Origin of the sequence: Streptomyces sp. NPDC050704 (assembly GCF_040654355.1) — a bacterium.
GTDB lineage: Bacteria > Actinomycetota > Actinomycetes > Streptomycetales > Streptomycetaceae > Streptomyces.
In genome coordinates this window covers 1-14,011 of sequence record NZ_JBFAHW010000096.1, presented here as the reverse complement: position 1 = coordinate 14,011, position 14,011 = coordinate 1, and the positions used below count along the sequence as shown (strand labels likewise).

The 14,011-nt window shown below is 71.2% G+C and carries 12 protein-coding genes; 7 read left to right on the top strand and 5 right to left on the bottom strand.

Annotated features, from left to right (window positions below):
• Window positions 1–9: 9 nt before the first annotated feature.
• Entirely contained in the window at window positions 10–1,260 is a 1,251-nt protein-coding gene (locus tag AB0I18_RS38520; protein WP_363110372.1) for an acyl-CoA dehydrogenase family protein, read from the bottom strand.
• A gap of 55 nt (window positions 1,261–1,315) precedes the next feature.
• Between AB0I18_RS38520 and AB0I18_RS38515 the strand changes: the two genes are divergently transcribed.
• From AB0I18_RS38515 to cysC, 6 genes are all read left to right on the top strand, one after another.
• Complete coding sequence (locus AB0I18_RS38515; protein ID WP_363110395.1) at window positions 1,316–3,184, top strand: AMP-binding protein; 1,869 nt, start codon at window positions 1,316–1,318, stop codon at window positions 3,182–3,184.
• Between the two features lie 15 nt (window positions 3,185–3,199).
• On the top strand, window positions 3,200–4,033 hold the full coding sequence (locus AB0I18_RS38510) for a PaaX family transcriptional regulator C-terminal domain-containing protein (RefSeq protein ID WP_363110371.1): 834 nt from the start codon (window positions 3,200–3,202) through the stop codon (window positions 4,031–4,033).
• Between the two features lie 93 nt (window positions 4,034–4,126).
• Window positions 4,127–5,026, top strand: coding sequence for a sulfotransferase (locus tag AB0I18_RS38505; RefSeq protein WP_363110370.1), 900 nt, complete (start codon window positions 4,127–4,129; stop codon window positions 5,024–5,026).
• Window positions 5,023–5,433 carry a hypothetical protein gene (locus AB0I18_RS38500; RefSeq protein WP_363110369.1) on the top strand — a complete coding sequence of 137 codons (411 nt, stop codon included), beginning with the start codon at window positions 5,023–5,025 and terminating at the stop codon, window positions 5,431–5,433. The genes AB0I18_RS38505 and AB0I18_RS38500 overlap by 4 nt, the downstream gene beginning before the upstream one ends.
• Window positions 5,430–6,749: a glycosyltransferase family 4 protein gene (locus tag AB0I18_RS38495; RefSeq protein WP_363110368.1), complete on the top strand. Its 1,320-nt coding sequence runs from the start codon at window positions 5,430–5,432 to the stop codon at window positions 6,747–6,749. Before AB0I18_RS38500 ends, AB0I18_RS38495 begins: the two co-directional genes overlap by 4 nt.
• Entirely contained in the window at window positions 6,746–7,297 is a 552-nt protein-coding gene (gene cysC, locus AB0I18_RS38490; protein ID WP_363110367.1) for an adenylyl-sulfate kinase, read from the top strand. The genes AB0I18_RS38495 and cysC overlap by 4 nt, the downstream gene beginning before the upstream one ends.
• Window positions 7,298–7,351: 54 nt before the next feature.
• On the opposite strand, the gene AB0I18_RS38485 is transcribed toward cysC, so the two are convergent.
• A complete protein-coding gene (locus AB0I18_RS38485) occupies window positions 7,352–9,688 on the bottom strand; it encodes a bifunctional salicylyl-CoA 5-hydroxylase/oxidoreductase (RefSeq protein ID WP_363110394.1) in 2,337 nt (778 codons plus the stop codon).
• A 35-nt stretch (window positions 9,689–9,723) separates the two neighbouring features.
• Complete coding sequence (locus tag AB0I18_RS38480; protein ID WP_363110366.1) at window positions 9,724–10,551, bottom strand: enoyl-CoA hydratase family protein; 828 nt, start codon at window positions 10,549–10,551, stop codon at window positions 9,724–9,726.
• 359 nt (window positions 10,552–10,910) lie between these two features.
• Between AB0I18_RS38480 and AB0I18_RS38475 the strand changes: the two genes are divergently transcribed.
• Complete coding sequence (locus tag AB0I18_RS38475; RefSeq protein WP_363110365.1) at window positions 10,911–11,363, top strand: ATP-binding protein; 453 nt, start codon at window positions 10,911–10,913, stop codon at window positions 11,361–11,363.
• Between the two features lie 12 nt (window positions 11,364–11,375).
• Here AB0I18_RS38475 and argF read toward each other — a convergent pair whose 3' ends face one another.
• Together argF and AB0I18_RS38465 are read right to left on the bottom strand one after the other, a co-directional pair.
• Window positions 11,376–12,383 (bottom strand): ornithine carbamoyltransferase, encoded by a 1,008-nt coding sequence (argF, locus tag AB0I18_RS38470; protein ID WP_363110364.1) that lies wholly within the window; start codon window positions 12,381–12,383, stop codon window positions 11,376–11,378.
• 174 nt (window positions 12,384–12,557) lie between these two features.
• Window positions 12,558–13,784: an arginine deiminase gene (locus AB0I18_RS38465; protein WP_363110363.1), complete on the bottom strand. Its 1,227-nt coding sequence runs from the start codon at window positions 13,782–13,784 to the stop codon at window positions 12,558–12,560.
• Between the last annotated feature and the right edge of the window lie 227 nt (window positions 13,785–14,011).

The window sequence follows — 14,011 nt, the reverse complement described above, 5'->3', positions numbered from 1 at the left end:
CGCGGCTCCTCAGTGGTCATCCCGACTCCGGTCATCCCCGACTCCTCGGTGATCATCGCGACCCTTCGGTGGTCGTGCCGGATCCTCGGTGATCGTGGCGTACAACTCCTTCGCGATGACGGCCCGTTGGACCTCGCTCGCACCCTCGTAGATCCGTGGCGCGCGTACCTCGCGGTAGAGGTGTTCGAGCAGATGGCCGCGGCGCAGGGCGCGGGCGCCGTGCAGTTGCACGGCCGCGTCGACCACGTACTGGGCGGTCTCGGTGGCCAGCAGCTTCGCCATCGCCGCCCGCTTCGGCACATCCGGCACACCTTCGTCGTACGCCGCCGCTGCCGCGTACACCATCAGCCGGGCCGCCTCTGTGCGCAGGGCCATCTCCGCGACCTGGTGGGCCACTGTCTGAAGGTCCCTCAACCTGCCGCCGAACGCCTGGCGTTGGTCCGTATGCGTGAGCGTGGCGTCCAGCGCGGCCCGTGCCATACCGACCGCGAACGCGCCGACGCTCGGCCGGAACAGGTTGAGCGTGCTCATCGCGACCCGGAACCCGCGGCCGGGCTCCCCGAGTACGTCGTCCGCCGTCACCGGGACGGCGTCGAAGGCGAGGGCGCCGATCGGGTGCGGGGAGAGCATGTCGAGAGGCGAGCCGGTGAGACCGGGCCGGTCGGCGGGGACGAGGAAGGCGGTCACGCCGCGGGCGCCGGCGTCGGGGTCGGTGCGCGCGAAGACGGTGTAGAAGTCGGCCTCGGGGGCGTTGGAGATCCAGCACTTCTCCCCGGTGAGCCGCCAGCGACGGGTGCCGTCGGGCTCGGCGCTCGACAGGCCGGACAAGCCGGGCAGGCCGGAGGGCTGGGCGACCGGTTCCGCCCGCAGGGCGAGCGCCGCCGCGTCCGATCCCGCCCCCGGCTCGCTCAGTGCGAAGGCCGCCACCGCGCTGCCCTCGATCACCCGCGGCAGCCAGTGCTCGCGCTGGGCCGGGCTGCCGTACGCGTGGACGGGGTGCGCGCCCAGTCCCTGGAGAGCGAGGGCCGTCTCGGCCTCGGTGCAGGCGTACGCGAGGGACTCCCGCATCAGACACAGGTCGAGCGCGCCGGAGGTGAACAGGCGATCGAGGAGTCCGAGTCGGCCGAGTTCGGCGACGAGTGGGCGGTTGACGTGGCCCGGTTCACCCTTCTCGGCCAGTGGGCGCAGCCGGTCCGCGGCGAGTGCGCGCAGCTCCGCGCACCAGGCGGTCTGTGCCGGATCGAGCGAGAATGCGGGCATAACCGGTCCCCTCTCCCCTGTCGGGCTGCACTGCGAGGCTATCGCGGACCGTTGACTGTCGTCACCAACACGATACGCTCCTTGTGCGAGCCCACCACGACAAAGGGGGCGAACCGCCATGGACCCGAGCGACCCCACGGAGCCCAGGGAGCCCACGAATGCCGGGCGGCCGACGACCTCGGCCGACGTAAACGCTTACGCGAACGATTACGTCCCGGTGAACGCGGCCACCACGCCGACCGGCGCCACGGTCGGCACGACGGCCGCCACCACGACCGGCGCCCACGTCGACACCTTCCCGCGCGACCACCTCCCGCCCCCAGACCAGTGGCCGGAGCTCCGCTTCGACCTCCCCGAGCTGCGCTACCCCGAGCGGCTCAACTGCGCCGCGGAACTCCTCGCCGACACGTCCCCGGACCGCCCGGTCTTCCGTACGGCGTCCGGTGACGTGTGGACGTACGGCGAACTGCGCACCCGCGTGGATCGGATCGCGCACGTCCTGACCGCCGACCTCGGCGTGGTACCCGGCAACCGGGTCCTCCTGCGCGGCCCCACGACGCCCTGGCTGGCCGCGTGCTGGCTGGCCGTCCTGAAGGCGGGCGCGGTCGCCGTCACGGTCCTCGCCCAGCAGCGCCCCCACGAGCTGGCCACGATGTGCGAGATCGCCCGGGTCGGGCACGCCCTGTGCGACATCCGGGCCGTGGACGACCTGGCGAAGGCGGAGGTCCCCGGGCTGCGGATCACCACGTACGGCGGAGACGCCCCCGACGACCTGCTGCGCCGCGACGCGCCCGACGAGCCCTTCGCCGCCGTGGAGACCGCGGCCGACGACGTGGCGCTGATCGCGTTCACGTCCGGCACCACCGGCCGCCCCAAGGGCTGTATGCACTTCCACCGTGATGTGCTGGCGACAGCGGACACCTTCTCGAAGCATGTCCTGCGGCCACATGCCGACGACGTCTTCGCGGGCAGTCCCCCACTGGGCTTCACCTTCGGGCTCGGCGGTCTGGTGATCTTCCCGATGCGCGCCGGCGCCAGCGCGCTGCTGCTGGAACAGGCGGGCCCCAGGCAGCTGTTGCCCGCGATCGCCGAGCACCGCGTCTCGGTGCTGTTCACCGCGCCGACGGCGTACCGCGCGATGCTGGCGGAGCTGGACGCGTACGACACCTCGTCGCTGCGCCGCTGCGTCTCGGCGGGCGAGAACCTCCCCGCCGCCACCTGGCAGGCCTGGCACGAGCGCACCGGCCTGCGCGTCATCAACGGCATCGGCGCCACCGAGCTGCTGCACATCTTCATCTCCGCGGCCGACGAACACATCCGCCCCGGCACCACGGGCGTCCCCGTACCGGGGTGGCACGCGCGCGTGGTCGACGATTCCGGTGAGCCCGTACCCGACGGCACACCCGGGCTGCTCGCGGTACGGGGCCCGGTCGGCTGCCGCTACCTCGCCGACCCACGACAGCGGGAGTACGTACGCGACGGCTGGAACATCACCGGGGACACCTATGTCCGCGACCCCGACGGCTACTTCCGGTACGTGGCCCGCGCGGACGACATGATCATTTCCGCCGGGTACAACATCGCGGGCCCGGAGGTCGAGGACGCGCTCCTGCGTCACCCGGACGTGGTCGAGGCGGCGGTCGTGGGACGGCCCGACGCGTCACGCGGCCAGGCCGTGGTCGCGTACGCGGTGCTGCGGGCCGGGGCCCGCCAGGACGCCGACGCGCTGCGCGCCTTCGTCAAGTCCGAACTGGCGCCGTACAAATGCCCGCGCGAGATCGCCTTCCTGGACGCGCTGCCGCGTACGGCGACGGGGAAGCTGCAGCGGTTCCGGCTGCGGGCGGACGTCAACCCGGCACGTGCGGCAGGGGTTTCCGTACGAACGGAAAGTGATCCCCTGCCCCCGGAAAGCGATCCCGCGTGACGCCGACGACCTAGAATGATCAACGTGTCCGAGCAGCACGCCCCCCGGTCCCTCATCGTCACCCTCTACGGCGCGTACGGCCGCTTCACCCCTGGCCCCGTACCCGTAGCCGAACTGATTCGCCTCCTCGCCGCGGTCGGCGTGGACGCACCCGCGGTGCGGTCGTCGGTGTCCCGGCTCAAACGCCGCGGGCTGCTCCGGCCGGCGCGTACGGCGACGGGCGCGGCCGGGTACGTACTGTCGCCGGACGCGCGCCAGCTCCTCGACGACGGCGACCGCCGGGTCTACGCGGCCTCGCCCCCCAAGGACGACGGCTGGGTGCTCGCCGTGTTCTCCGTGCCGGAGTCCGAGCGGCAGAAACGTCACGTACTGCGCTCCCGGCTCGCGGGGCTCGGTTTCGGAACGGCCGCCCCCGGGGTGTGGCTGGCACCGGCGCGCCTCTACGAAGAGACCCGCCACACGTTGGAACGGCTGCGTCTCGACGCGTACGTGGAGCTGTTCCGCGGCGAGCACCTGGGCTTCGCGGCGACGGCCGAGGCGGTCGCCCGCTGGTGGGACCTGGCCGCGATCGCCAAGCAGCACGAGGCGTTTCTCGACCGCCACGCGCGCGTGCTGCACGCCTGGGAGGCGCGGACCGACACTCCTCCGGAGGAGGCGTACCGCGACTACCTGCTCGCCCTGGACTCCTGGCGCCACCTCCCGTACGCCGATCCCGGGCTGCCGCCCGCGCTGCTGCCGCGGGACTGGCCGGGCGCCCGCTCGGCGGCCGTCTTCCGGGCACTGCACGAGCGGCTGCGGGACGCGGGGGCGGCCTTCGCGGGCGCGCCGGAGAGGCCGTCCGAAACCTGAAGTCATGTGATGTCGGGCACATTCAAGGGCGCTAAGGGAACGCTCAGGCTGCTCCGGCCCTCTTCTCATAATCCTTACCTAGCGTCGTGCCGCATGAGTCTGATGCGCAGTCTGAACCGGGCGCTCTCCGCCACCACCGGCCTCCAGGTGCGTAGGGCCGCAGCCGGCGCGCCGCCGCCCCGGCCGAAGAAGGCCGTGGCCGCGAAAGCCGGCAAGCGGCCCACGCCGGTGTACCGGTGCCCGGCCCCCGAGGACCTCGCGACGGACCGGCTGCTGCGGCAGCCGGTCTTCATCATGTCGCCCGTGCGCTCCGGCTCGACCCTGCTGCGGATGCTCCTGAACGCGCACTCCCGGCTGTTCTCCCCGCACGAGCTGCACATCCGCCGCCTGGAGGTCGACTTCGGCAGCAAGCTGTCGCAGCGCGCCATGAGCGCCCTCGACCTGGAGCGCGGCGACCTGGAACACCTCCTGTGGGACCGCGTGCTCCACCGCGAGCTGGTCAGGTCCGGCAAGGACTTCCTCGTCGAGAAGACGCCGAGCAACGCGTTCGTGTACCGGCGCATCAGGGACTGCTGGCCCGACGCACGCTTCGTCTTCCTGCTCCGCCACCCGGTGTCCATCGCCCGGTCCTGGCACGAGGGCGACCCCGGCAAGCGCAGCTTCGACGAGGCCGCGGCCGACGCGCTGCGCTACATGAAGGCCGTAGACAACGCCCGCAAGGGGATCACCGGCGGCCACACCGTGCGCTACGAGGACATCACCGCCGGTCCCGAGAAGGAGATGCGCCGGCTCTGCGACTTCCTGGCCGTGGACTTCGAGCCGTCGATGCTCGACTACGGCGAGAAGGACGACACCCAGGTCGTGAAGGGGCTCGGCGACTGGCGGGACAAGATCCGTACCGGCCGGGTGCAGACCGGGCGCGCGCTGCCCGGCGAGGACGAGATCCCGGAGATCCTGCGGCCGATGTGCGGGGCCTGGGGCTACAGCTCGTGAAACCGTACGCCGAGATAGCCGAGGTCTGGCCGCGCGACGGGCGCGTCCGGCTCGTCGGGCACATCCACGGGCGGCCCACCGACGGCGACTGGCGGCTGCTGCTCGTCCGCCGGGGTCACGCCGGCCACCGGCTGGGCTACCCCGCGCAGGTGAAGGGCGACCGGTTCGAGGGCGAGCTGCCCATCGCGGATCTGGTGGTGGCCGACGCCGCAGAGCTGGAAGAGTGGGACATCCATCTCACTGATGGCGAGACGGAGTTGCGGGCCGGGCGCCGGCTCGACGACATCCACGGCAAGAAGAAGATCATGGTCTTTCCGGAACAGCGGGTACACGGCCTCGGCGTGCGTCCGTACTACACGGTGAAGGACAACCTTTCACTGGAGTGCCGCACAGGAGCCAGCACATGACCGTCCATCAGATCCGGCAGAGCGAGCCGACCCGACAGACCGGGCAGAGCCGGCAGACCCAGCGGCGACCGAAGATCCGCTACCTGCTCCTGCACGCCTACGGCCGCGGCGGCACCATCCGCACCGTGCTGAACCAGGCCAACTCCCTGGTCCGGGCGGGCTGGGAGGTCGAGCTGGTGAGCGCGCTGCGCCGCCGGGACGACATCCAGTTCCCGCTCGACCCGCGGGTGACGGTCTCCACGGTCGTCGACCTGCGCGAAGGGGCGTACATCCCGCCGTCGGGCATCGTCGGCCGCTGGCAGGACTGGCGCCGCGGACGGCTGGCCGAGCACCCCGCGCGGCACATCCCGAAGGGCGAGTTCGGCTACCGCCACTTCGACCGGTACGTCGAGCGGCGGCTGATCGCGTACCTGTCCGCGCTGCGGGACGGTGTCCTGGTGACCACGCGGCCCGCCCTCAACTTCCTTGCCGCGCGGTACGCGACGGGCGGCGTGCTGCGGATCGCGCAGGAACACATGAACCACGCCGCCCACAAGCCCGATGTACGGCAGCGCATCCAGGAGACCTACCCCCGCTTCGACGCGGTCGCCGTCCTGACGGAACGGGACCGCCGGGAGTACGAGGAGCTGCTGCCCGGCACCCGGATCGTCCACATCCCCAACGCCGTGCACTCCCTCGACCAGGTCCCCTCCGACCACCGGTCGAAGATCGCGGTGGCGGCCGGCCGGCTCTTCCCGCAGAAGGGCTTCGACCTGCTGATCCCGGCGTGGGCGAAGCTCGTCGAGACGTACCCCGACTGGCAGTTGCGCATCTACGGCAGCGGCGAGAAGAAGTGCGAGCTGCGCACGCTCATCGAGGAGCACCACCTCTACAACCACGTGTTCCTGATGGGTCATTCGGACCGGCTCGACGACGAACTCGCCAAGGCCTCCTTCTACGTGCTCAGTTCGCGCTTCGAGGGGCTGCCGATGGTGATGATCGAGGCGATGAGCCACTCGTTGCCCGTGGTGAGCTTCGACTGTCCCACCGGCCCGTCGGACGTGCTCACCCACGGGGTCGACGGTCTGCTGGTTCCGCCGGAGGACCCCGACGCGCTCGCCGAGGCCATGGGCAAGCTGATGGGCGACCGGGCGCTGCGCGCCGACATGGGCGTCGCGGCCGTGCTGACGGCGGCTTCGTACGGCCCGGACGCCGTGCACCCGCGCTGGGAGGCCCTCTTCAGGGAACTGCACGGGCAGCACGAACCTCACGGGCTCAACGACCGTTCCGGACAACGGCACCGCCCCGCGGGCGCCGCGAAAGGACCGCAGGCATGACCAGCACGCCCAAGGCTCAGGGGGCCACGATCTGGCTCACCGGGCTGCCGAGCGCGGGCAAGACGACGGTCGCCCGCTTCCTCGCCGGCCGGCTGCGGTCCGAGGGCCACCGGGTGGAGGTCCTCGACGGCGACGAGGTCCGCCGCTTCCTCTCCGCGGGCCTCGGCTTCAGCCGCGAGGACCGCGACACCAACGTGCAGCGCATCGGCCTGGTCGCCGAAGTCCTCGCCCGCAACGGGGTGCTGGCCCTGGTGCCGGTCATCGCGCCGTACGCCGACAGCCGCGAGGCGGTGCGCAAGCGGCACGAGGCCAGCGGGACGCCGTACATCGAGGTGCATGTCGCGACGCCGGTCGAGGTGTGCGGCGAGCGGGACGTGAAGGGGCTGTACGCGCGGCAGGCGGCGGGCATGCTGACCGGCCTCACCGGTGTCGACGACCCGTACGAGCCGCCGCTGGACCCGGCCGTCACGCTGGCGACGCAGTCGCAGACGCCGGAGGAGTCGGCGGGCTCGGTGCACGCGGTACTGGCGGCCAGGGGGCTCGTATGAGCCCGTCGACGGCCCCGGCATCCGCCGAACGCGCCCGCACGCTCTCGAAGCTGGTCAAGTCCCCAGTGTGAGCCGGGGTTTGGGGGCGTCCGTGCGTCCCGTCTGTGGACGCCGGCTGCCCGCGCGGTAGGGCGCGGGCCACTCGACCCCCGGCCCCGTGTAACCCTGCTCGGCCGCCGCGTGCACGGTCCAGTGCGGGTCGTACAGGTGCGGCCGGGCGAGGGCACACAGGTCCGTACGCCCTGCCAGGATCAGGGAGTTGACGTCGTCCCAGGAGGAGATCGCGCCGACGGCGATCACCGGGATGCCGGTCTCGTTGCGGATCCGGTCGGCGTACGGCGTCTGGTAGGAGCGACCGTACTCCGGCCGTTCGTCCGCCACCACCTGCCCCGTCGAGACGTCGATCGCGTCGGCGCCGTGCGCGGCGAAGGCACGGGCGATCGCGACGGCGTCGTCGCCGGTGGTGCCGCCTTCGGCCCAGTCGGTGGCGGAGACGCGCACGGTCAACGGCCGGTCCTCGGGCCATACGGCCCGTACGGCGTCGAGGACTTCGAGCGGGAAGCGCAGCCTGTTCTCCGGGGTCCCGCCGTACGCGTCCGTCCGCCGGTTGGTCAGCGGGGACAGGAAACCGGACAGCAAGTAGCCGTGCGCACAGTGCAGTTCGAGCAGATCGAAGCCGCAGCGGGTGGCCCGCCAGGCCGCGGCGGCGAACTGCTCACGGATGTCAGCGAGTTGAGACGCCGTCAGCTCATGGGGCGTCTGGCTCTCCGGCTTGTACGGGATCGGGGACGCGGCCACGAGCGGCCAGTTGCCCTCCTCCAGCGGCTCGTCCATGCCCTCCCACATCAGCTTGGTCGAGCCCTTGCGTCCGGAGTGGCCGAGCTGCACGCCGATGGCGGTACCCGGCGCCCGGGCATGCACGAATTCGGTGATCCGCCGCCAGGCCTCGGTCTGCTGACCGGTGTAGAGCCCGGCGCAGCCCGGTGTGATCCGGCCCTCCGGACTCACGCACACCATCTCGGTCATCACGAGCCCGGCACCGCCCAGTGCCCGCGCGCCCAGGTGGACCAGGTGGAAGTCGCCGGGCACACCGTCCACGGCCGAGTACATGTCCATGGGCGAGACGACGACACGGTTGCGTAGGGTCAGCCCGCGCAGCCGGAACGGCGTGAACATCGGCGGCGTACCGGGCGGGCAGCCGAACTCGCGCTCCACACTCGCGGTGAAGTGCGCGTCGCGCAGCCGCAGGTTGTCGTGCGTGACCCGGCGGCTGCGGGTGAGCAGGTTGAAGGCGAACTGCCGGGCGGGCTGGTCCAGATAGAGCGGCAGGTTCTCGAACCACTCCAGGCTCGCGCGCGCCGCCCGCTGGGTGGAGGCGACGACGGGGCGCCGCTCCGCCTCGTACGCGGCGAGGGCCGCCGGCAGTTCGGCGTGCTCCTCCAGACAGGCGGCCAGCGCCAGGGCGTCCTCCACCGCCAGCTTCGTACCGGAGCCGATGGAGAAGTGCGCGGTGTGTGCGGCGTCCCCGAGCAGAACCGTGTTCCCGTGCGACCAGCGTTCGTTGACGACGGTCCTGAAGTTGATCCAGGCGGATTTGTTGGACCTGAGCGGCCGTCCGCCGAGCGCGTCCGCGAAGATCTTGGCGCACTGCTCGGCGGACGCCTGCTCGTCGAGCTCCGCGAACCCGGCCGCCTGCCACACCTCCTCGCGCATCTCGACGATGACGGTGGAGGCGTCGGCCGCGTACGGATAGCCGTGCAGCTGCGCCACACCGTGCTCGGTCTCCGCGATCTCGAAGCGGAACGCGTCGAAGGCGAAGTCGGCGGCCAGCCAGATATAGCGGCACCGGTGGGTGACCACATGTGGCCTGAACACATCGGTGTGCGCCTCGCGGGTGGTGCTGTTGACACCGTCCGCCGCGACGACGAGGTCGTACGTCTCCGAGAGCCGTTCCGGGGACGGCGCCTCCGTACGGAACCGCAGCTCGACCCCGAGCGAACGGCACCGCTCGTGCAGGATCTCCAGGAGTCTGCGCCGGCCGAGAGCCGCGAAACCGTGGCCGCCGGAGGTGTGCCGTGTGCCCCGGTGCACGATGTCGATGTCGTCCCAGCGCACGAACTCGTCCCGCAGGGCCGCGTACACGACCGGGTCGGCGTGCTCGATGCCGCCGAGCGTCTCGTCGGAGAGGACGACGCCGAAGCCGAAGGTGTCGTCGGGGGCGTTGCGCTCCCAGACGGTGATCTCGCGGGCCGGGTCGAGGCGTTTGAGGAGGGCGGCGGCGTAGAGGCCGCCGGGGCCGCCGCCGATGATGGCGATGCGTCGGAGGTGGCTGGGCGTCTTGAGCGGCTGCGGGCCGGTGGGGGCCGCGCGCTCCCCGCGGCGGAGCCGCATATCGACACCGCCCCGCGCCTCTGAGGTGGACACAGTTACCGCCCTCTCCACTTGGGAGGTCGCTTGTCCTTGAACGCCGCGTGGAACTCCGCGTAGTCCTCGCCGTTCATGAGCAGAGCCTGGGTGGCGGCGTCCAGTTCCACGCTCGCGGCGAGCGGCATGTCCAGTTCGGCGGTGAGGAGGGCCTTCGTCTGGGCGTACGCGAGGGCCGGGCCCTCGGCGAGACGGCGGGCCAGCGCCTGCGCGGCCACGTCCGCCCGTCCCTCGTCCGTCAGCTCGCTGACCAGCCCGATCCGCTCGGCCTCGGGTGCCCGCACCGGTTCGCCCAGCATCAGCAGCCGCGTCGCGTGTCCGAGCCCGACGACCCGGGGCAGCAGATACGCGGCGCCCATGTCGCCGCCGGAAAGGCCGACCCGCGTGAAGAGGAAGGAGAAGCGCGCGCTCGGATCGGCCACCCGGAAGTCGGCCGCCAGGGCGAGCACCGCACCCGCGCCCGCCGCCACCCCGTGCACCGCCGCGATCACCGGGAAGGGGCACTCCCGTACGGCCCGCACGACCTGCCCGGTCATCCGGTTGAAGTCGAGCAGCTGGGACGTGTCCATGGCCAGGGTCGCGCCGATGATCTCGTCGACGTCCCCGCCGGAGCAGAAACCGCGCCCCTCACCGGCCAGCACCAGGGCGCGCACGGACCGCTCCCGGGACAGCTCGGCGAGCAGGTCGCGCAGGTCGGCGTACGCGCCGAAGGTGAGCGCGTTCAGCTTCTCGGGGCGGTTCAGGGTGACCGTGGCGACCCCGTCGACGAGCTCGCAGCGCAGATGCCGCCAGTCGGACGTGCGGGTCGCGGAGCCGGTGAAGGGACTCATGACGTGCGGCCTCCTCGGGCGGGGGCGTCGGTCGTGCTGCACTCACGAAGTTATCACCCATCCGTGACTGTCGTCATGAGTGCGCGATAGACCTGTCACGCAGTCCGGCCACACACGGTCCGGTTACACACGGTCCGGCTCCACACATTCCGGTCGCACACAGTCCAGACACAGAGACCGGTCACGGAGTCACGACTCGGCGATAGGCCCGTAACGGCGGGAGCAGACCGCGGGAGCCGGGCCGTTCAGCTGGGTACGCACCCTGATACCGGGCCGAACGTCCCGAAAAAAGCCCGACGAGCAGCTCTTTCCGGCCACGTCGTATTATTCCTATTGTTGAAAGCAGGACTTCCTGCTCCATGAACGGACCCGCCTTGCACGAGCCCCACGCCCCAGCCTCCTGGCGTATCGCCCTGCCGCACACCGCCGCGGCCGTGCCCGTCGCCCGCGCCCTGGTCCGTACAGCACTCGCCGAGATCGAGCACGCCGCCGACAGCGACACCGCCGAGCTGCTCACCGCCGAGCTGGTGGCCAACGCCGTGGAGCACACCAAGGGCGAGGCGCCCATAGAGCTGGTCGTGGAGCTGCTGCCGTCCGGCTGTCAGGTCGAGGTGCACGACCCAGACCCGTCGCCGCCCGGCGACCTCACGGTCCCCGACCCGTCGGGCGAGCCCGACCCCTGGCAGGAGCACGGCCGCGGGCTGCTCCTGATCCGCACACTCAGCTCGTCCTGCGGGCACCGGCCGACCGAGTCCGGCAAGGCGGTCTGGTTCAGACTGCCGGTGGTACCGAGACAGCGAAGGCCCCAGTAGGGCCCCTGCCGGTCAGGCCAGGGTCGCGACCAGGACCGCCTTGATCGTGTGCAACCGGTTCTCCGCCTCGTCGAAGACGACCGAGTGGGCCGACTCGAAGACCTCGTCGGTGACCTCCAGGGACTCCAGCCCGTGCCGCTCGTGGATCTCGCGGCCGACCTTGGTACCCAGGTCATGGAAGGCCGGCAGGCAGTGCAGGAACCTGACGTCGGCGTTGCCGGTGGCCCGCAGGACGTCCATCGTCACGGCGTACGGACCGAGGGCCTCGATACGCTCGTCCCAGACCTCCTTGGGCTCCCCCATGGAGACCCAGACGTCGGTGGCCACGAAGTCGACGCCCGCGACACCCTTGGCGAGGTCCTCGGTGAGCGTGACCCGCGCCCCACTGCGCACGGCGAGCTCACGCGCCCGCGTCACGATCGGCTCGGCGGGCCAGTAGGCCTTCGGCGCGACGATCCGTACGTCCATGCCGAGCAGCGCGCCGGTGATCAGGTACGAGTTGCCCATGTTGAGGCGGGCGTCGCCCAGGTAGGCGAAGGCGATCCCGCTCAGCGGCTTGGTGGTGTGCTCGGTCATCGTGAGCACGTCGGCGAGCATCTGCGTCGGATGCCAGTCGGCGGTCAGACCGTTGTAGACGGGCACGCCGGCGTGGGCGGCCAGCTCCTCCACGCTCTCCTGGCTGTCACCGCGGTACTCGATCGCGTCGAACATCCGGCCGAGCACCCGCGCGGTGTCCTTCACGGACTCCTTGTGCCCTATCTGCGAGCCCGACGGGTCGAGATACGTGGTCGACGCACCCTGGTCCGCGGCCGCGACCTCGAACGCGCAGCGGGTGCGCGTCGAGGTCTTCTCGAAGATCAGCGCGATGTTCCGGCCCCCCAGATACCGGGTCTCCGCCCCGGCCCGCTTCGCCGCCTTCAGCTCGGCGGCAAGCTCGATCAGGCCGCGGAACTCGTCTTCCGTGAAGTCCAGCTCCTTCAGGAAATGGCGGCCGGCGAGGGCGTGCGGGACAGTCGCCATGAGGGCGCTCCAGGGTCATGTAAACAGGGACGCTTGGAATTCTATACGACGCTCCACATTTCTATACGGCCCCGTGTTCGAACGGACACACCAGGGCCGCCCTTCAGAGGCAGGGACGCAGGGCTGTGCCGAGCCACGGTCGGTCCCCGGATGGTCCCCGGATCCCCGTTCCGCTCAGCCGACGGGGTCCCGCTCCACCGGACAGCTCATACAGCGCGGTCCGCCCCGCCCCCGCCCCAGCTCGCTCCCCGGGATCTCGATCACCTCGATGCCCTGCTTGCGCAGGTGCGTGTTCGTGGTCGCGTTCCGCTCGTACGCGACCACGACGCCCGGCTCGACCGCGAGGACGTTGCAGCCGTCGTCCCACTGCTCGCGCTCGGCGGCGTGCACGTCCTGGGTGGCGGTGAGCACCCGGATCCGGTCGAGCCCGAGGGCCGCCGCGATCGCCCGGTGCATGTGCTCCGCCGGATGGTCGGTGACCTTCAACTCCTTGTCCCCGACGCCCGGTTCGATGGTGTACGAGCGGAGCATGCCTAGCCCCGCGTACTGCGTGAAGGTGTCGCCGTCGACCATCGTCATCACCGTGTCGAGATGCATGAGGGCCCGCTTCTTCGGCATGTCGAGCGCCACGATCGTCTCCGCCGACCCAGCGGCGAACAGCTTGTGCGCGAGCATCTCCACGGCCTGGGGTGTCGTCCGCTCGCTCATGCCGATGAGCACGGCTCCGTTGCCGATCACCAGCACGTCGCCGCCCTCGATGGTGGACGGGTAGTCGGCCTGACCCTCCGACCAGAGGTGGAAGGTCTCGTCCCGGAAGAGCGGATGGTGCCGGTAGATCGCCTCGAAGTGCACGGTCTCGCGCTGCCGCGCCGGCCAGCGCATCGCGTTGATGGAGACACCGTCGTAGATCCAGGCGGAGGTGTCCCGGGTGAAGAGGTGGTTGGGCAGCGGTCTGAGCAGGAAGTCGTCGAGGTCCATGACGTGGAAGCGCACGGATGTCGGCTCCGGGTGCGCGTCCAGGAACTCCCGCTTGGTCATCCCGCCGATGAGCAGCTCGGCCAGTTCGGGCGCGGGCAGCGTCTCGAAGGCGGCCCGGAGGTGGTCGGTGGCCAGCGGCCCGTACTCCTTCTCGTCGAAGACCCGGTCCAGTACGAGTGAGCGGGCCACCGGGATCGCCAGGGCCTCGGTCAGCAGGTCACCGAAGAGGTGGACGGTGACGCCGCGGTCGCGCAGCACGTCCGCGAAGCCGTCGTGCTCGGCGCGGGCCCGGCGTACCCAGAGCACGTCGTCGAAGAGCAGGGCGTCCTTGTTGCTGGGGGTGAGCCTTTTGAGCTCAAGATCCGGCCGGTGCAGGATGACGCGGCGCAGGCGCCCGGCCTCGGAGTCGACTTGGAATCCCATGTCTCCATCCTGACCATCCGGACGCGTGTTCACCCACGGATCACCCCGAAGTCCCTCCGGGGGCCGACCCTCGGGTTTCTTCCGTTGATCGGCCTCGTCCTCAAACGCCGGACGGGCTGAGGGTGCCCGGGCTGGAGGGCAGGGCGCAGCCCGCCCTCCAGGGGCGCGGGGAACTGCGCGACCAGCCCCCACCCACCCGCACCCGACCACATGCCCCACGGGGTCTG

What these genes read in the sequence shown, in the direction of transcription:
- AB0I18_RS38520 (WP_363110372.1), bottom strand. Translation starts at nt 1,260, where the DNA reads ATGCCCGCATTCTCGCTCGATCCGGCACAGACCGCCTGGTGCGCGGAG.
- AB0I18_RS38510 (WP_363110371.1), top strand. Translation starts at nt 3,200, where the DNA reads ATGATCAACGTGTCCGAGCAGCACGCCCCCCGGTCCCTCATCGTCACC.
- AB0I18_RS38505 (WP_363110370.1), top strand. Translation starts at nt 4,127, where the DNA reads ATGAGTCTGATGCGCAGTCTGAACCGGGCGCTCTCCGCCACCACCGGC.
- AB0I18_RS38495 (WP_363110368.1), top strand. Translation starts at nt 5,430, where the DNA reads ATGACCGTCCATCAGATCCGGCAGAGCGAGCCGACCCGACAGACCGGG.
- cysC (WP_363110367.1), top strand. Translation starts at nt 6,746, where the DNA reads ATGACCAGCACGCCCAAGGCTCAGGGGGCCACGATCTGGCTCACCGGG.
- AB0I18_RS38485 (WP_363110394.1), bottom strand. Translation starts at nt 9,688, where the DNA reads ATGCGGCTCCGCCGCGGGGAGCGCGCGGCCCCCACCGGCCCGCAGCCG.
- AB0I18_RS38480 (WP_363110366.1), bottom strand. Translation starts at nt 10,551, where the DNA reads ATGAGTCCCTTCACCGGCTCCGCGACCCGCACGTCCGACTGGCGGCAT.
- AB0I18_RS38475 (WP_363110365.1), top strand. Translation starts at nt 10,911, where the DNA reads ATGAACGGACCCGCCTTGCACGAGCCCCACGCCCCAGCCTCCTGGCGT.
- argF (WP_363110364.1), bottom strand. Translation starts at nt 12,383, where the DNA reads ATGGCGACTGTCCCGCACGCCCTCGCCGGCCGCCATTTCCTGAAGGAG.
- AB0I18_RS38465 (WP_363110363.1), bottom strand. Translation starts at nt 13,784, where the DNA reads ATGGGATTCCAAGTCGACTCCGAGGCCGGGCGCCTGCGCCGCGTCATC.